Origin of the sequence: Streptomyces sp. NPDC047853, from assembly GCF_043204535.1 — a bacterium.
GTDB lineage: Bacteria > Actinomycetota > Actinomycetes > Streptomycetales > Streptomycetaceae > Streptomyces.
Genome location: NZ_JBIDCI010000015.1, coordinates 25,210 through 41,706 on the forward strand (window position 1 = coordinate 25,210; position 16,497 = coordinate 41,706).

At 74.9% G+C, this 16,497-nt stretch carries 15 protein-coding genes and 2 pseudogenes; 9 read left to right on the plus strand and 8 right to left on the minus strand.

All coding sequences use genetic code 11. The annotated features are described in order from the left end of the window. Positions 1-24: 24 nt before the first annotated feature. Positions 25-348, plus strand: coding sequence for a hypothetical protein (locus tag ACGF5T_RS25825; protein WP_356609522.1), 324 nt, complete (start codon positions 25-27; stop codon positions 346-348). 68 nt (positions 349-416) lie between these two features. Then, positions 417-1,178 carry a maleylpyruvate isomerase family mycothiol-dependent enzyme gene (locus ACGF5T_RS25830; protein ID WP_356609524.1) on the plus strand — a complete coding sequence of 254 codons (762 nt, stop codon included), beginning with the start codon at positions 417-419 and terminating at the stop codon, positions 1,176-1,178. A gap of 224 nt (positions 1,179-1,402) precedes the next feature. Here the strand turns inward: ACGF5T_RS25830 and ACGF5T_RS25835 are convergent, their stop codons facing one another. Then, the gene (locus ACGF5T_RS25835; RefSeq protein WP_366767428.1) at positions 1,403-2,701 is read right to left on the minus strand and encodes an SLC13 family permease; all 1,299 of its coding nucleotides are present in this window, start codon (positions 2,699-2,701) and stop codon (positions 1,403-1,405) included. Between the two features lie 262 nt (positions 2,702-2,963). Further along, positions 2,964-4,208 carry an MFS transporter gene (locus ACGF5T_RS25840; RefSeq protein WP_392889333.1) on the minus strand — a complete coding sequence of 415 codons (1,245 nt, stop codon included), beginning with the start codon at positions 4,206-4,208 and terminating at the stop codon, positions 2,964-2,966. Between the two features lie 483 nt (positions 4,209-4,691). On the opposite strand from ACGF5T_RS25840, the gene ACGF5T_RS25845 reads away from it, so the two are divergent. Further along, on the plus strand, positions 4,692-5,729 hold the full coding sequence (locus ACGF5T_RS25845) for an NAD-dependent epimerase/dehydratase family protein (protein ID WP_366767414.1): 1,038 nt from the start codon (positions 4,692-4,694) through the stop codon (positions 5,727-5,729). 140 nt (positions 5,730-5,869) lie between these two features. Here the strand turns inward: ACGF5T_RS25845 and ACGF5T_RS25850 are convergent, their stop codons facing one another. Further along, positions 5,870-6,403: a DoxX family membrane protein gene (locus tag ACGF5T_RS25850; protein ID WP_356609530.1), complete on the minus strand. Its 534-nt coding sequence runs from the start codon at positions 6,401-6,403 to the stop codon at positions 5,870-5,872. A 343-nt stretch (positions 6,404-6,746) separates the two neighbouring features. Here ACGF5T_RS25850 and ACGF5T_RS25855 point away from each other — a divergent pair, with 343 nt between their 5' ends. Further along, the gene (locus ACGF5T_RS25855; protein WP_366767413.1) at positions 6,747-7,385 is read left to right on the plus strand and encodes a GNAT family N-acetyltransferase; all 639 of its coding nucleotides are present in this window, start codon (positions 6,747-6,749) and stop codon (positions 7,383-7,385) included. Positions 7,386-7,441: 56 nt separating this feature from the next. Here ACGF5T_RS25855 and ACGF5T_RS25860 read toward each other — a convergent pair whose 3' ends face one another. The 3 genes from ACGF5T_RS25860 to ACGF5T_RS25870 are packed head-to-tail and all read right to left on the minus strand — an operon-like array spanning position 7,442 to position 9,194. Continuing rightward, positions 7,442-8,167: a metallophosphoesterase gene (locus ACGF5T_RS25860; RefSeq protein ID WP_356609534.1), complete on the minus strand. Its 726-nt coding sequence runs from the start codon at positions 8,165-8,167 to the stop codon at positions 7,442-7,444. After that, the gene (locus ACGF5T_RS25865) at positions 8,167-8,463 is read right to left on the minus strand and encodes a BON domain-containing protein (RefSeq protein ID WP_356609536.1); all 297 of its coding nucleotides are present in this window, start codon (positions 8,461-8,463) and stop codon (positions 8,167-8,169) included. The genes ACGF5T_RS25860 and ACGF5T_RS25865 overlap by 1 nt, the downstream gene beginning before the upstream one ends. Then, positions 8,460-9,194, minus strand: a complete 735-nt coding sequence (locus tag ACGF5T_RS25870) for a nucleotidyltransferase family protein (RefSeq protein ID WP_361017318.1) — start codon at positions 9,192-9,194, stop codon at positions 8,460-8,462. The genes ACGF5T_RS25865 and ACGF5T_RS25870 overlap by 4 nt, the downstream gene beginning before the upstream one ends. A 143-nt stretch (positions 9,195-9,337) precedes the next feature. On the opposite strand from ACGF5T_RS25870, the gene ACGF5T_RS25875 reads away from it, so the two are divergent. Further along, entirely contained in the window at positions 9,338-9,646 is a 309-nt protein-coding gene (locus ACGF5T_RS25875; protein WP_356609540.1) for a hypothetical protein, read from the plus strand. A gap of 73 nt (positions 9,647-9,719) precedes the next feature. Here the strand turns inward: ACGF5T_RS25875 and ACGF5T_RS25880 are convergent, their stop codons facing one another. Beyond that, positions 9,720-10,904, minus strand: coding sequence for a PP2C family protein-serine/threonine phosphatase (locus tag ACGF5T_RS25880; protein ID WP_356609542.1), 1,185 nt, complete (start codon positions 10,902-10,904; stop codon positions 9,720-9,722). 178 nt (positions 10,905-11,082) lie between these two features. Here ACGF5T_RS25880 and ACGF5T_RS25885 point away from each other — a divergent pair, with 178 nt between their 5' ends. Then, the gene (locus ACGF5T_RS25885) at positions 11,083-11,496 is read left to right on the plus strand and encodes an SRPBCC family protein (RefSeq protein WP_366767412.1); all 414 of its coding nucleotides are present in this window, start codon (positions 11,083-11,085) and stop codon (positions 11,494-11,496) included. A 155-nt stretch (positions 11,497-11,651) separates the two neighbouring features. On the opposite strand, the pseudogene ACGF5T_RS25890 reads toward ACGF5T_RS25885, so the two are convergent. Beyond that, a pseudogene (locus ACGF5T_RS25890) lies at positions 11,652-12,017 on the minus strand (cytochrome ubiquinol oxidase subunit I); the annotation flags it as partial. Positions 12,018-12,810: 793 nt separating this feature from the next. Here ACGF5T_RS25890 and ACGF5T_RS25895 point away from each other — a divergent pair. The 3 genes and pseudogenes from ACGF5T_RS25895 to ACGF5T_RS25905 all read left to right on the plus strand — a co-directional run bounded on the left by ACGF5T_RS25895 (position 12,811) and on the right by ACGF5T_RS25905 (position 16,495). Further along, positions 12,811-13,845, plus strand: coding sequence for a polyprenyl synthetase family protein (locus tag ACGF5T_RS25895; protein ID WP_356609818.1), 1,035 nt, complete (start codon positions 12,811-12,813; stop codon positions 13,843-13,845). Positions 13,846-14,153: 308 nt separating this feature from the next. After that, a pseudogene (locus tag ACGF5T_RS25900) lies at positions 14,154-14,480 on the plus strand (ATP-binding cassette domain-containing protein); the annotation flags it as partial. Between the two features lie 689 nt (positions 14,481-15,169). Next, on the plus strand, positions 15,170-16,495 hold the full coding sequence (locus ACGF5T_RS25905) for a cation:proton antiporter (protein ID WP_361017313.1): 1,326 nt from the start codon (positions 15,170-15,172) through the stop codon (positions 16,493-16,495). Positions 16,496-16,497 lie beyond the last annotated feature (2 nt).

The window sequence follows — 16,497 nt, forward strand, 5'->3', positions numbered from 1 at the left end:
CGGAGGCGGGGGAGCAGTGGGACTATGACCAGTTCAGCGTTCCATCGCACCATCATCCTGCCCGCCCCCGTGTGCGAACAGGCCGCGCAGCACCTCGAGCACGCCGTCCAGAAGGCCATCGACGGAGCCGCGACCCCCTGGCGCGCGTTCCGCGGGGCCGACGGCGACGACTTCGCGTTCTCCGTACCGGTCGTGGAGCAGGCCGCGGGCTGCCTGCTGGTGCTGGCCGCCGAGAGCGCCCAGAGCCTGCGCCCCTCCGCCCTGCGCGCGCTGATCACCGTCGCCCTGCATCTGCGGGACGCCGTCGAAGCCGTCCGCCGGCCCGCGATCCCCACCGGGACCTGGTGAGCCCCCGCCCGCACACCGGGGCGGAAAACACCGCGCCCCGGCCCTGAGCCTGTGCTTGGCTCTGCGGCATGGAGTTCACCCGCTACCTCGACTGCCTCGCCGTCGACCACGACCGGCTGCGGGCCGTCGTCGAGAACGACGCCGACGCCCCGGTGCCCACCTGCCCCGGCTGGACGGTGGCCGATCTGACCCGTCACGTGGGCGAGGTGTACCTGCACAAGACCGTCGCCATGCGCGAGGGGGTCGAGCCCGAGCCGTGGCCGCCGCCGGAGTTCGCGGAGGAGGAACCCACCGCGCTGCTCGACCGGGGGTACACCGCCCTGCGCGCCGAGTTCGCCACCCGCGCTCCCGGGGACCCGGCCGCCACCTGGTACGGCCCCGACCAGAGCGTCGGCTTCTGGATCCGGCGGATGGCCCAGGAGACCGTCGTCCACCGGATCGACGCCGAGCTGGCCACCGGGCAGGCCGTCGCGCCCGTCCCGGCCGACCTCGCCGTGGACGGCATCGACGAACTGCTCAGGATCTTCGCCGCCTTCTCCGTCGCCGCATGGGGCGAGTACTTCGCCGACGTCCTGGACGGCTCACCGGGGCGCACAGTCCTGCTGCGTGCCGGGGACGCGGCGTGGCGGGTGCGGACGGGCCCCGGCGAGTTCTCCGTGACGGACGGGGCCGGTGACGGCACGGCGGACGTGACGCTGAGCGGCTCCCCCGAGGCACTGCTGCGCCGCCTGTGGAACCGGGAAGGCGATGGGGACGGCGGTGTGACGGTCACCGGGGACCCCGAGGCGGCCGAGGAGCTGCGCCGGTGTCTCGTCGTGGCGACCCAGTGACCGGCATGGCACCCGCCCGCTAGGCGATCCGGTGCCGGCCCGGTGACCTGGCGGGTGCCCGGCCCGGTGGCCGGCCTGCCGCCCCGGCCCGGTGGCCGGTCTGTCGCCCCAGCCCGGTGGCCGGTCTGTCGCCCGGCCCGGTGGCCGGTGCGCCGCCCGGCCCGGCTAGTGGTGCGCCCCGGGGTCGACGGGAGAGGCGGGCCGCGCCGGCGGGCGTCCTGGTGTCAGGCGCCGACGACCTGGAGAGCCGCCCACAGGGCCACGGTGGCGGCGACGACCGTGGCGGGCACGGTGAGCAGGCCGAGCCGGGTGAACCGGCCCAGGTCGGCCTCGACTCCGTACCCGTGCAGGATCCGCCGCCAGAGCAGGGTCGCGAGGGAGCCGACGTAGGTCAGGTTCGGCCCCAGGTTCACGCCGATCAGCACGGCGAGGACCTGGCCCGGCCCGGCGGGCGCGGCCAGCGGAAGCAGGGCCAGGACGGCCGGCAGGTTGTTGACGACGTTGGCCAGCACCGCGGCCACCGCCGCCACCCCCAGCAACGCCGGCAGCGAGTCGCCGTGCGGCAGCAGCCGCCCGAGCCCGGTGGCCGGGGAGCCCGCCATCACGGCCTGCACGACGACCCCCAGCGCCAGCACGAACAGGCAGAACAACGGGGACGCGGCGCCCACCAGCTCCCGGGGCCCGACATGGCGCCGGGCCAGCGCCCGCCCGCCGAGCGCCAGCACACCGCCGAGCGCCGCCCACGCGGGGTCCAGGCCCAGCGGCGAGGACACGGCGAACCCGGCCAGGGTCAGCGCCACGACGACGACGGTGAACCGGGGCACGGCCGGCGTCGGCGGGGGATCGGACGGGGACTCCAGGCCGGGCGTGCGCACGGGCGGGGGGCCCACGGGCCCGGGCTCGGTCAGGTCCGCGCGGAAGAAACGGCGGAACACCACGTACTCGACGGCGATCGCGGCGAGCCAGGGCAGCGTCATGAGCGCGGCGAACCTGGTGAAGGACAGGCCGCTGGCCGTGAACGCCAGCAGGTTGGTCAGGTTGGAGACCGGCAGGAGCAGCGAGGCGGAGTTCGCCAGGTGCGCCGTGGCGTACACGTGCGGGCGGGCCCGGGCGCCGGCCCGGGACGCGGTGGCCAGGACCACCGGGGTGAGCAGGACGACGGTGGCGTCCAGACTGAGCACCGCCGTGACCGCGCAGGCCATCGCGAACACCCCGGCCAGCAGCCGCGACGGGCTCCCGCCGCAGCGGCGTGCCACGGCCGCCCCCACGGCCTCGAACAGTCCCTCCCTGGCGCACAGGTGCGCCAGCACCAGCACCAGGGCGAGGAAGGCGACGACCGGCAGGAGCGTACGCGTCTGCTCCCACGCCTGGTGCGGGGTGACGATGCCGAGGGCCACGGCCAGCGCGGCGGCGGGCACGGCGGCCACCGCCTCCGGCAGTCCCCCGGGACGCAGCACGGCGAAGGCCAGCACGCCCAGGAGCAGGACGACGGGGACGGCCTCGGCGAGGACGGCGGTACTCAGGACTTCTTCTCCCCACAGGTGAACCGGGCGGACCCCCGGTGACCGGCAAAGGCTGCCCAGGGTCACACGCCAGGGTAAGGACGGGACTCATGTGCACCGGCACCGCCGTCCGGGGCCGTACGGACCGGGGCGGGCCGGGACGTGTCCGGCGGGATGTGACCGGGGCGACGCCGTCGGCCGGAGCCGAGTCGCGGGCCGCGGGCCCACGGACCCGGTCGCACCGTGCCGTGGCCGCCGACCGGCACCGCCGCGGGCCTCCCGCTCAGGCTGCCGTCCCGAGCGCCACCCGGGCGGGTACGACCGTGTCCTCGGCCCGCAACGCCGTCGGCTCCTTGGGCCGGCGGCCGTGCAGGAGGTGACCCGCGGCGATGGACGCGGCGATGATCAGCCCGCCCGCGACCAGGGCACCGCGGGCGCCGGCCAGCTCCATCAGCAGGCCGAGCGCCGGCGGGCCGCCCAGGCCCCACACCGTGCCGATGCTGCCCCACACGCCGAGCACCCGGCCCCGCAGGTGCGCGGGCGGGTCGGTCTGCAGCACCGAGGTGCCCGCGGTGTCGGAGACGGACTCCACCACCGCCATCGGCAGCACCATCACCAGCAGCACGGCCAGCGACGGTGAGAGACCGGCCACCACCTGCAGCAGCCCGCCCGCCGCCGCCAGCGCGCCCACGACCCGCACGGAGGGCCGGCGCAGCCGGGCGCCCAGGACGGCGCCGACGATGCCGCCGGCCGCCAGCACGGTCGACACCGTGCCGAACGACCCGGCGCCGCCCGCGAGCGGCCCGGTCACCAGCACCGCCAGCGTGAGCTGGTAGTTGCGCCCGAAGACCGCGCTGATCCCGGTCACGCCTGCCAGCGCCAGCAGCCGCGGACGGCGGGCGAAGAAGGCCAACCCCTCCCGCACGGACAGGCTGTCCGCCCGCTCGTCGCGCGCGGCCTTGCCGGTCTGCCCCGCCGCCCCGCGCGCCGGACGCAGGAAGGGGACGACCGAGGCCACGAAGAGGAACGAGAGCCCGTTGGCCGCGTAGGCGGCGGCCGTGCCGAGGAAGCCGACCGCCACTCCGGCCAGCGCGGCACCCGTGAGCCGGCCCGCCTGGTGCACCAGCGCGCCCACACCGATCGCCGAGGGCACGTCCTCCGGCGGGACCAGGTCGTTGCCCAGCAGCGAACACGCCGGACCGTCGACGGTGGCGACGACACCGGTGACGGCGGCCAGCACCATCAGGGTGGTCACGTCGAGCCGGTCCAGCGCCACGAGGAGCGCCGTCGCGAAGGCGACCGCGCCGAGCAGGGCCTGGCTGACGGCGGCGGTCAGCTTCCGCGGCCAGCGGTCGACGGCGGCGCCGCCGAACACACTGATCAACAGTGCGGGCGCGGCCTGGACGGACATCGACAGACCCGTCGCGGCGGCGGACCCGGTGATCTGCAGGACCAGCAGGTTCTGCACCGTGAGCTGCATCCAGGTGCCGGCGTTCGAGACGAAGTTCGCGACCGACCACCAGCGCATGCTGCGGTACCGCAGGGACCGCCACGGCGAACGCGACGCCGGTGCGGAGGCAGGCGGGGCGGAGACGGCGGAGACAGGGGAAGAAGACACAGTGCGCCACTCGAAGACGGGTCGGGGGACCCGGAAGGGAAGGGGGGAGGGGAGCGAGAAGACCGGCTGCGCTGCGCGGCCACTCCACCGAGCCGGATGACGGCGCCGACCATCGTGGCAGAAGGGACCGGCCAGTCCTCGCCGCCGTCCGCTCGGGGGCTCGCCCCGCACGGCCCAATTCCCCCACCGCGCAGGCCCCTTGACCTGCCGAGTGTGCTTGATCACAGGCCTCCGCGCGTCCCGGGTCAAGACCTGGCGGCGTGACGGTCACCACAGGGCTCGGTCCGCTCGGCCGGGGCAGGGGACGCGGCGGACGCCGGAGCATGAACGCGACCCGCCGGGGCACCCGGGGCCCGCTCGTCAGCGCTTCGCGGCGGAAGGAAGGTCGTCCCCATGATGCCGACGGCGACGTCCGGTCCGTGGTCGCAGGCCCGGCCGCCCTGGGACCGTGCCCTGGTGGTCGGCGGCGCGGGCTTCCTCGGCTCCCCTCTGTGCGCCCGCCTGCTCGACGCGGGTGTCGAGGTGGACTGCCTGGACAACCTCTCCACCGGCCGGGCCGAGAAGCTCGCCCCGCTGGCGGGCCGCCCCGGCTTCCGGTTCCTGGAGTGGGACATCTCCGACCCCGGCGGCGCGGACGCGCTCACCGGCCCCTACGACCTGGTCCTGCACCTGGCGGGCCCGGCGTCACCGGCCGCCTGGCCCGACCGGCCCGTGGAGCTACTCGACGCGAGCAGCCTCGGCACCCGTGCCGCACTGGCCGTCGCCGAGCGGGACGGCGCCCGCTTCCTGCTCGCCTCCTCGCCTCCGGTCTTCCCCGGCCGTGCGCCGCGCGACGCCGGGCAGGGGAGCGGGGCCGACCCGGTCGGTCCGCACAGCGCCTGCGCCGAGGCCGTCCGCTTCGCCGAGGCGCTGGTCGCCGCGCACGCGGGCGCCCACGGCACGGACGCCGGGATCGTCCGGCTGTTCACCGGCTACGGGCCCGGCATGCGGACGGACGACGGGGGCACGCCCGCCGCCTTCCTGGAGCAGGCCCTCGCGGGAAGGCCGGTCACGGTCGACGGGGACGGCAGCCGGAAGCACCCGCTGTGCTACGTGGACGACATGGTCGACGGCGTCCTCCTCGTCGCGGCCGGTCGATCGGTACGGCCCGTGGACATCGGCGGCGACGAGGCGCCCACGGCCGTGGAGATAGCCCGCCGGGTGATCGACCTGACCGGCACGGACGCGCCGCTCGTGTTCGTCGACGGGCCGGGCGACCGGCCCGCGGAACCCCGGCCCGTCACCGGCTTCGCCCGTGAGATCTTCGGGTGGCTGCCCGGGGTGACCTGGCCGGACGGCCTGGCACGTACCGTCGCCGCCCTCCGCGACCGCCCCGACCCGGTGCCGACCGGGATGGTGACCACCGAGCGCGTCGGGGAACGACGGGCCTGAACGCGCTCGCCACCGCTCGCCACCCGCTCCCCGCCCGCCTCGGAGAGGGGGCTGTCCGGGCCGGGCGGGTACGCGTGTCGGCGCCTCCTTCTGCGCCCGGCGCACCCTGCCGCCCGCTCCGGCGGGGAGGCCGACCGGCCCTAGACGCCCAGCTTGGCCCGGACACCCCCCGCCGTCGCCGCGGGGCGAGCCGTGGCCCTGACCGAGCGGTGCACCAGGTGCGCGTCGTGCCGCAGACCCCGGGCGGCATGCCGGCCGCGCCACAGCAGCGAGGGGGCGCTGCCCGTGTCGTCCGCGGCGATCAGCAGCCCGCCCAGCATGGACACGTTCTTCAGGAAGTGGATGCGCTGCTGGGCACGCTCCGAGGGGTCCTCCGCCTCCCAGAAGCGGTGCCCCGCCAGCGTGGTGGGAACCAGCGTCGCCGCCACCGCCAGTGCGGCCAGCCGCGGGCAGCGGCCGAGGCCGAGCAGGACCCCGCCCACCACCTGCACGGCGCCGTTGAGCCGTACGAGCTGCTCGGTGCTGTCCGGCAACGCCGACACGCGGTCGGTCACCGGCCGGACGATCGGCTCGGCGGCGGGCGCCACCTGCGCGGGGTTGCGCAGGGAGTTCAGACCGCCGGCCACGAACATCGAGGCGAGCATCGGGCGGCCGACCACACGGAAAAGACTCATGGTGCTCTCTCGCTCTCTCCAGGGATATCCAAGGACTGCCAGGAACGTGCTGCCTACTGGGATCATCAGGTGCCCGCAACACCCGGCGCCATTCGGTGCCCGCGGCGGCGGCGACGCCCGCGGGTACCGCGCCGGGCGGGTGCCGCGCAGGTCACGGGCCGGTCGGTGGCGGCAGGACCGATTCCCGTCATGGTGCGGGTGCGGCGCATCTGGCGCAGTGACCGCGGTCGGCGGGAGGAGGCACGCCGGGGTCGCCCGCGGAGGAGCCCGGCGGGCCGGCGAGCACACGCGGGGCATCGCGGGCGCCCTTGTGGGAGCGCTCCCAGTCGGGCAGGATGCCGCAGTGACCCCGACCGCCGCCGTACGCCCGTACCGTCCCGCCGACGCATCGGCACTCGACGACATCTGCATCCGCACCGCGCACCGCGGCCGGGACAGCCGTCCGGTGTACGCCGACCCGGCGCTGCTGCCCGCCATCTTCGCCGCGCCCTACGTCCACCTCGACCCGGACCTGGCGTTCGTCCTGGACGACGGAGGGGGCCGAGCGGTCGGCTACATCCTCGGCACCGCCGACACCCCTCGTTTCGTCAGGGAGTTCCGCGCCGAGTGGCTGCCGAGAGTGGCGCACCGCCACCCGGCGCCCGACGGCCCGCCGCGCACCCCGGACGAGGTCATGGCCGGGCTGCTGCACGACCCGGAGCGGATGCTCGTCCCCGAGCTGGCCGCCTACCCGGCCCACCTGCACATCGACCTGCTTCCCGAGTGGCAGGGCCGTGGACACGGCCGGGCGCTGATGGGGACGTTCCGGCGGGCGCTGCGCGCCCGCGGGGTGCCTGCCGTCCACCTGGTCATGGCGACCGCCAACACACCCGCCAGGGCCTTCTACGACCGGATGGGCTTCCACGAGATCGAGGCGGCGGGCCTGGACCCCGCCGACGTCACCTGTCTCGGACGGACGACGCGGGAGGACGCCGCGACCTGACGCACCGGGCGGCGGCCGTCCGACCGCCGCCCGGCGGTGTCGCGCCCCGCCCGCGGTCAGGCGGCCCCGAGTCGGTAGACGTTGAAGGCGCGGCGGATGACCGGCTGCGCCACGTTGCGCACCCGCACCCCGCCCGCCGTCATCCCGTGCTCCGTGCCCAGGTGGGCGTGGCCGTGCACGGCCAGGTCGGCGCCGGCGGTGTCGATCGCCTCGGCCAGCAGATAGCTGCCGAGGAACGGGTGGATCTCCGGGGGCTCCCCGGCGAGGGTGTCGGCGACGGGGGAGAAGTGGGTGAGCGCCACCCGGGCGGCACAGCCCTCGGCGTCCAGTTCCTTCAGCGCGGCGTGCAGACTGTCCGCCGAGCGGCGGGTGGTGCGGACGAACTCCTTCATGACCGGTTCGCCGAACTCACCGGCGCTGCGCCCGACGAAACCGCCGCCGAACCCCTTGGTCCCGGCGATGCCCACCCGCGTCCCGGCGCACTCGACGACGGTCGCCTGCCCCTCCAGTACGGTCACCCCCGCTTCCTGGAGCAGGGCGGTGACCTTCTCGGGCTGCTCGTCGTGGTGGTCGTGGTTGCCGAGGACGGCCACCACCGGCACCGGCAGGTCGCGTACCTCCTGCGCCACCACCCGCGCCTCCTCCGGGGTCCCGTGCCGGGTCAGGTCACCGGCGAGCAGCAGCAGGTCGGCGCATTCGGGCAGGGTCTCGAAGGCGGGGCGCAGCAGCCCCTGGCTGTCGGGGCCCATGTGGATGTCTCCGACGGCGGCGACGCGGATCATCACAGCTCCTCCGCATGGTCGGGGCGGGACGTCTCCGCCACCACGAGGTCGGCGTGCACGGTGAGGCCGGCCAGTTCCTCGCGGGCGACGCGCAGTACGCTCTCGCGGCACTGCGCGGAGGGCACCGTGCCCGTGAGCGCGATGGCCCCGGCGCGGATCTCGGCGCGCACACCCAGCTCGCCCAGCTCCTCGGCGGCGAGCCGGTCGTGCAGGTGGGCGACGCGGTACTCGACGTTGCCGGCCGCGGGGGCGGTGCCGCTCGCCGCGGGCCCCTGGTGTGCGACGGGGTCGCTCATCGATGTTCCTCCTTCGCGGCGGTGGCCGCCGCGGCGGCCGGGGAGCCGCCCGAGGCGCCGGCCGGAGGGATGATGTCCAGCCGTTCGAGGATGAAGAAGAACGCGGCGGGCATGGGGTCGTCACCGCATTCGCGGCGCAGCTCCTCCCAGTCGATCTTCTCCCGCAGGGTGCGGGCGATCGGCAGCACCGCACCGAAGTCGCAGTGGTGCTCGGAGAAGGCCGCCAGCAGCCCGTGCAGCAGGTCGGTCGGCGACAGCACCGGCATGAGCACGGAGTCGACCGAGAGGTCCTGGGCCCGGGCCAGCAGCTCCGCCGTGACGGGCTCGTGCGCCAGCTCGAAGATCAGGTCGACCTGCTGCCCCAGGCAGTTCGCCTTCAGCAACCAGTCCTCGGGCGGCGTGTACACCGCCAGACCCGCCTCCCTGAGCGTCGCCGCGACGGCCTCCGCGTCGTCCGGCCGGATGCAGAAGTCCACGTCGTGCTGGAGGTTCTGGGTGCCGCCGTGCGCGTAGACGGCGACGCTGCCGGCCAACGCGAACGGGTGCTCCTTCTTCTTCAGGATCGACCCCACCTGTTTGGCGGCCTGCAGGATCGCCTGGTTGCGGTCGAGCGGGAGATCCTCGTGGCGTGGGTCGTTCAGGGGGACGAAGTCCGGGTCCCCCGCGGCCAGACGGAGCTCCGAAACGCCGGCGCGCTGGTCGAGAGCGCTGTCGTCGGCGTGCTGCGTCATTGCTGTCCCCTTCCGGACGGTCACTTTCCGTGGACCGGTCAGCCGGTCCGCCCCTGGGAACCCGGGTACCCGGCGTGGTAGCGCCGACACGGGACGCTGTTCCGGGGGTGAGCCGTCCGGGGGATCGGGGGCACTCGGACGGCATGGACGACAAGCAGCAGCAGCCGACCGGACCCGAGGACCGACGCACCGTCGAACGGCTGGTCACGGCGTGGCTCGCGGAGACCGAGCAGCACGATCGCGCCGCGGCCCGGGAGGCCCGCGCCGGCTGGGAGAGCGGCGCCCTCCCGGAGCGGGCCGCCCAGGACCTGGCCACCTGGGTCACCGCCAGGATCACGGACACGGGCTTCACCGAGGACGAGGGACCCTACGTCGAAGGACCCGTGCGGATCACCCCCGCCGACAAGGAGACCGTGCGCGACTGGCTGCGTGCACGGGGCCACCAGGTCTGAGACACGCCCCCGCGCCACCGGGGCGCCCGCTCCACCCGGGACCGCGCCACCGAGGCCCCGCGCCGCCGGACGGTCAGCGGACCGGCGGACGCCATTCGAACATCAGGATCGTCGCGTCGTCCCGCAGCTGACCGCCCGACTGGGAGTCCAGGATCGAGTGGATCAGGCGGCGCAGCGCCTCGGGTGCGAGCTCGCCGCCGGCCGTGGCCCGGATGACGTAGTCGGCGAACCGTTCGAGTCCGAAGAGCGTCTCCTCCCGGGTCCGCGCCTCGGTGACCCCGTCGGTGTACACCAGCACCCGGTCACCGGGTTCGAGCATCGTCTCGTGCGTCCGGCGAGGAGCGGCGGAGAGCTGGGCCGGCGACCCCATCGGGGGGTCGGCGTCCCGTTCCAGCGCGTCGGTGATCAACTGCTCGTCCCTGATCAGGAGGGGCGCGGGATGACCGCAGTTGCTCCAGCGCAGCAGACCCGTCTCGAAGTCCAGCTGCGCGAGGACGGCGGTGCAGTACTGATCCGGGAGCCAGCGGGCCAGGGCGTCGTCGACGGACTTCACGAGCGTGGGCAGGTCGGCCCCGTTGCGCCGGGCGTTGCGGCAGGCGGCCAGCGCCACCGCGCTGGTCAGCCCGGAAGCCAGGTCGTGCCCCATGGCGTCGACCACCGAGACGTGCAGGGTCGTCTGGGTGAGCGAGTGGTCGAAGGCGTCCCCGCCCAGCTCGTAGGCGGGTTCGAGGACGGCTGTCGACACGACGTGCGAGTTGCCGATGGTGCGGGGCGGCAGGAACGCGCGGAGCATCTCGGAGGGGAGGTGCATCGGCTCGGTGCGGGTGTGGCGGACGAAGGAGTCCTCGAAGGCCCGCTTCGAGGTGATCATCATGGCCAGCAGCGAGGCGAGGGCCCGGCCGCGGACCAGGGTGGCGGACGTGAGCGCCGAGGCGTGCACCGCCAGTACCCCCAGGCGCTCCGCCCCGTCCAGCAGGGGCAGCCACGCCGTGACACCGCCGCTCTCGGACTCCTCCACCCGCAGGGCCTGGGTCCGGTAGGCCCAGCCCGCGAGCGAGCCGTCGACGGGGATGCTCGACGCCACGTCGGTCTGCGGCACGAGGTGCCGTTGCTGCAGGTCCACGAGGTAGACCACCGCGTGCTGCAGGCCCAGGGCCTTGGCGCAGCGGGCCACCGCGGCGGACAGGTCCAGGGTCAGATGCGCGGGATCGGCGAGGAAGTCCTGCAGCAGCACGTCGCTCGCCTCGGACGTGGACACCTCGTCTCCCCTCGCCGGTCCGCCCGCCGTGACGCCACGACGGGGCACGTTGCGCAGCAGTCTGGCACCGCGCACCCGGCGCCGCCCGCCGAGCCGATCATTCGCGGAGCGCTTCGGCCCGGGCGGACGGGGGCACGCGTCCCCTGGTACGACCACGACTGCCGAGGAGTGGTGCCCCATGTCCGAGTACGAGCGTTCCCGCACCATGCCCGCCGGGGCGGAGCAGGTCTTCGACCAGGCCGCGGACGTCGGCCAGCTGGACACCTGGCTGCCCCGGGACCTGCACGTGGAGCCGGAGGACCCGCCCGCCGTCACCGTGCACGAGGACCGCACCGACCAGGACACCTCCGCCCTGCTCAGCGCCCGGCCCGAGCAGCTGCGCCTGGAATGGGGCACCCGCGACCAGGGCGCCTACGCCGGCTGGCTGCAGGTCGCCGGACTCGACGGCGGGGTCAGCGAGGTGACGGTGCACCTGTCCTTCTTCGACGAGGGCCACGACCCCGGGCGGCCCGCGGTCGACGACGCCCTCGACAGCAGCCTGCGCCGACTGGAGGAGCGGGTCAGGACGCGCACCGGCGACGCGCAAGCCTGACCGGTACGGCCGCACGACCTTCCCCGCCCCGGGGACCCGCTCCGCCGCGCTCGCGCGGGTGGCCCGCGGTGAGGGACCGGCCTCCCGACGTCATCGCCCTGCGGACCGCGACCGCCCGTCGCACCCTTACGGGGGCGTACGGCCCGATGCGCACCTCAGGAGGCGCGGTCCCCCGTGTGCCCCGCCGGGCTCCAGCACATCGCGCTGCCCCGTCCGTTCCGCCTGGTCCAGCTGGACCAGCTCGGGGTGTGGAGGTCGAAGGCCGGCGGCTCGGAACGCACCCGCGGCAGGGCGTGGAAGTCGTGGCGGGGCGAGGGACAGGACGTGGCCCACTCCAGGGAACGCCCGTAGCCCCAAGGGTCGTCGACCCCGACCGGCCGGCCGCATCTCCCCGTCCGTCAGACGTTGTACGGGAACGGCAGCGTCGACAGACCGAGCAGGAAGGCCCCGACGGAGGAGACGGTGTTCAGCACCGTGAAGCCGTCGGCGGCCAGGTGGTCCGCGTAGCGGCGCGGCATGCCTGTGGTCGGTCGTGGCCGGCGAGGAGACGATCACCCTTCCCCTGCCGGAGCGATGCGCCGCGGGGACCGGAGCGATCGGTTCGGTCTGTGTCGGCATCGGACCGGGGCAACCCACCCCCGGCCGCACGTGTCGACGCCACGTCACACCCTCACGCGGTTGGGGCCGATTGGCTGATCGTTTGTAGCCGTCCGGGTGCGCCACCACCCCGGAGGGGCGAAGCGGCCGTCACCCGAATGGCCCCCGCGCGCTACTGGTGACGGCCGATCCGGTGTCTCCTGGTGAGTGTCAGCGGCGTCCAGGCTGGGAGGCCGATCATGTACGAAATGTGCGTGGGCCCGGAGAAGGCGGGCGGAGCGTTGGTGTGGCACGTGATGGCCAAACAGGCAGCGGCCACTCTGTGCGGAGAGATGCTCCGCGAACGTATCGAGGCATCCGACGGTGAACGGGCGCGCCACTGCCCGGACTGCATGGCTTCCTTCGAGAAGTTGATGGTAAGCACACCGTGCTGACGGACCGTCCGCAACCGTCCGCCCCGCCGCATCCCGCGGCGGGGCGGACGGCGTACGTCCGCACCCCTTCCGGTGCGGCCCGATTGTCGGCTGGGTGCATGGTCATGGCGCTGGTCTGCTTCGGTGATCTTTCGCCGGGTGGTGCACGGAGCAGGCTTCCCGCGGCACGCCGACCGATTGACTGGGGGCGCGGCCGGCGCGGCCGGCGCGGCCCGTGCGGGCGTCGCCGGATCCGCTGTCCGTCTTGGAGTCCTGACCCCGTGAGGAGCAGTACGTGTCGCAGATGACCGACTCGGCCCCGGCAGGTGCCTTCCCGCGTCTGGAGTGGGTCGACGACATGCTGTCGCCCGCTCTGCGGACGGCGGTCGAGTCGCTGCCCGCCGCGGAGCGCCTGGTGGCCCGGTACCACCGGGGCTGGTGCGAGGCCGACGGCGCGCCCCGCGCGTCCGTGTCCGGCGGTGGCAAGGCGGTGCGTCCGGCCCTCGCCCTGCTGTCGGCGGCGGCCGTCGGTGCGGACCCGGCGACCGCGGTGCCCGGCGCGGTGGCGGTCGAGCTGGTGCACGACTTCACCCTGCTGCACGACGATGTCATCGACGGCGACACGCTGCGCCGCCACCGGCCCGCCGCCTGGTCCCTGTTCGGCACCCCCGCGGCCGTGCTCACCGGCGACGCCCTGCTGGTCGCCGCCCTGCGCGCCCTGACCCAGGCCGCACCGCGGCGCGCGGGGGCGGCCGTGCAGGAACTCGTGGCCGCGCTGCTGGAGCTGGTGGAGGGCCAGAGCCACGACGTCGCCTTCGAGGCGGCCTACGACGTGTCGGTGGCGGACTACCTGAGCATGGCCGCCGGCAAGACGGGCGCCCTGATCGGCTGCGCCTGCGCGCTGGGCGGCGTGCTGGCCGGCGCGGACGCCGTACGGGTCGGAGGACTGCGGGAGTTCGGCCGGCACCTCGGCGTGGCCTTCCAGTGCGCGGACGACATCCTCGGCATCTGGGGCCGCACCGCGCGCAGCGGCAAGCCGGTCGGCGCGGACCTGGCCGCCCGCAAGAAGTCGCTGCCGGTCGTGGCGGCCCTCGCGGCACCGGGCCCGGCGGCCGAACGGCTGCGTGAGCTGTACCTGGGTCCGCACCCGCTGGAGGGGGGCGACATCGACCTGGCGCGTCGTCTGGTGGAGGAGGCCGGCGGACGGCGGGCGGCCGAGGAGGAGGCGCGTCGGCAGATGGCGGTCGCGCTGCGCTCCCTGTCCCTGGCGCAGCCCACCGCCGACGCCTACCGCCGGCTGCACGACATCGCCTGGGCGATGATCCGCCGCGAATCCTGAACCGCGCCGCCACCGCCCTCCCCTCGACCGGTGGACCGGCCGGAGCGATGCGACCGCCGGTGCGTGACCTCACGTGCGGCGGACCGTTGTCCTGGCGATGACCGCTCCGTCCCCTCGCGCGGGCCGTGTCGCGGCTGTACGCCGCGGCCCCGGTACGACGAGACACAGTGGAGCCGTGCAGCACACCGAGCACAGCGCAGCGCCCCCCGCGTGACCCCCCGGCCACGGCCGCCTACGGGCTGCAGGTGGCCCGGGGAGCCCAACCGGTGCTGCGCAACGTCAGTTTCACCGTCCCCCGCGGCTGCATCGTGGGGCTGCTGGGCCCGAGCGGCTGCGGCAAGACCACCCTGCCGCGCTGTGTGGTCGGCGTCCAGGAGCCCAGCGCAGGTCACGTCCAGGTGCTCGGCCACGCGGCGGGTGCCTGGCCGCTGCGCACCCGCGTCGGCCACGTCACCCAGGCACCCTCCGTCTACACGGACCTGACGGTGCTGGAGAACCTGCGGTACATCGCCGCCGCCCTCGGCATGCGCGGCTGGCGGCGCGGGGACGCCGTGGTCCGGGTCGTGAAGGAGGTGGACCTCGTCGCGTACGCCGACCAGCCGGTCTCCCGGCTCTCGGGCGGCCAGTACTCGCGGGTCTCCCCGGCCGTCGCGCTGCTGAACCGGCCCGACCTGCTGGTGATGGACGACCCCACCGTCGGGCTCGACCCGATGGTGTGCCGCGAGTTGTGGCTGGTCTTCCACCGCCTCGCCGAGGAGGGCACCACGCTCCCCGGGGTCCCCGCATCGGCCGCGGCGTACCTCTCTCATCGGCCGGGCCGCACCGCTCTTCCCGCTCGCCGGGCGGCGCCCCCGGCCCGCTGTGATGGGTGTCGGCCACCGGACGTTATGGGTGCCGTCCCCGATGGCGGAGCGGTGGCCCGGCGTGTGACCGTGGAGCGACGCCGTGCCCCGGGGGTTCTTCGGGCGCCGGGAGGGTCGCGGGGAGGTTCGTCCCGCCTGGCCGCGGGTGCTGCCGCGTGGTCCGGGCCGGTCGCACCGTGCGCGCCCGTGCACCGAGGCGGCCGGTGGTCGTCGTGGCGTACCGCCGGGGGCGGACCCGGGCCCTCCGGAGCGCGCCGCCCGTGCACGCCGCGGACGCGACGATGCCCCGTGCGGGCCGGGAGCGGTGCCCTGCCCGGGCCGGGAACGGTGTCGCGCCCCCGCGGTCGGCCGACGGCGCCCGACCGCACGACAGACGACGCGTCACAGATGAAGGAGAACCCGCATCCATCCCCGTCAAGTGAAGCCCTCCCGACCCTCCGCACGGTCGAAGGCGGTGACCCGTGGGACACGCTGACACCCTGCTCGCCATGGGCGGCGCCTTCCTGGCCGCCGCGTTCCTCGCCCGCCTCGGCGGCAGGATCGGACTTCCGACGATTCCGCTGTTCATGCTCGCCGGCATCCTGCTCGGTCCCCACACACCGGGCTTCGTCCTGGTCGAGGACGCGCACGACTTCGAGATGCTCTCCGCGCTCGGACTGGTGCTGCTGCTCTTCTACCTCGGCCTCGAGTTCCACCTCGACGACCTCAAGAGCGGCGGCAAACGGCTGCTGACCGCCGGCGGCATCTATCTGCTGCTCAACGTCGGCGCCGGTCTGGGCTTCGGATTCGTCCTGGGCTGGGGTGTGCGGGAGGCGCTGGTGCTCGCCGGCGTGCTCGGCATATCCTCCTCCGCGATCGTCACCAAGATCCTCATCGACCTGGGCCGGATCGGGCGGCCCGAGACCCGGTTGATCCTGGGCGTCATCGTGGTGGAGGACATCTTCCTCGCGCTGTACCTGGCCGCCCTCCAGCCGGTCATCGCGGGCGCGCACGGTTTCGCGGACACGGCCCTGCAGGCCGGGAAGGCCTTCGGCTTCCTGCTGGTGCTCGCCGCCGCGGCCCGCTACGGCACGCGGCTCGTGGGCCGGCTGATCGCGACCCGGGACAACGAACTGCTGGTCATCAGCTTCCTCGGGGCGGCGGTGCTCGTCGCGGGGGTCTCGGAGGTCCTCGGCGTCGCCGACGCCATCGGCGCCTTCATGGTCGGCCTCATCCTCGCGGGCACCCCCTCGGGACCGCGCATCCGGGAACTGGTGCACCCGCTCCGGGACGCCTTCGCGGCCATCTTCTTCTTCGCGTTCGGCCTCGCCATCGACCCCGGCGACCTCGCGTCGGTCGCCGGCCCGGTCGCGGCGGCCGCGGCCCTGACCCTCGTCATGAACGTCGTCGCCGGGCTGTGCGTGGCCCGGGTGTACCGCTACGGTTCCGAACCCGCCGCCGAGATCGCGACGACCCTGGTCGCGCGCGGGGAGTTCGCGCTGATCCTGGCCGCCATGGCCGCGGGGGCGGGGCTGGACGGACGGCTCGCCCCGTTCATCGCCGGGTACGTCCTCGTCCTCGCCGTCCTCGGCCCCGTCTTCGCGGGCCGGGCGCACCTGCTCGCCGGTGCCCTGCGGGCCGCCGGGAGGCTGCTGCCCGGTGCCAAGGGGTCGGCCGCGGTGCCGGGAAGCCGCTCCAACGACGGCGACGGCGACGGCGACGACGACGCGGGGAAGGGCGGCTCCACTACGCCCGCGTCGGCCTCCGCCGGGGCCTCCTCCGCGCAGCCTGCCGAGGCCGAACGGTAGGG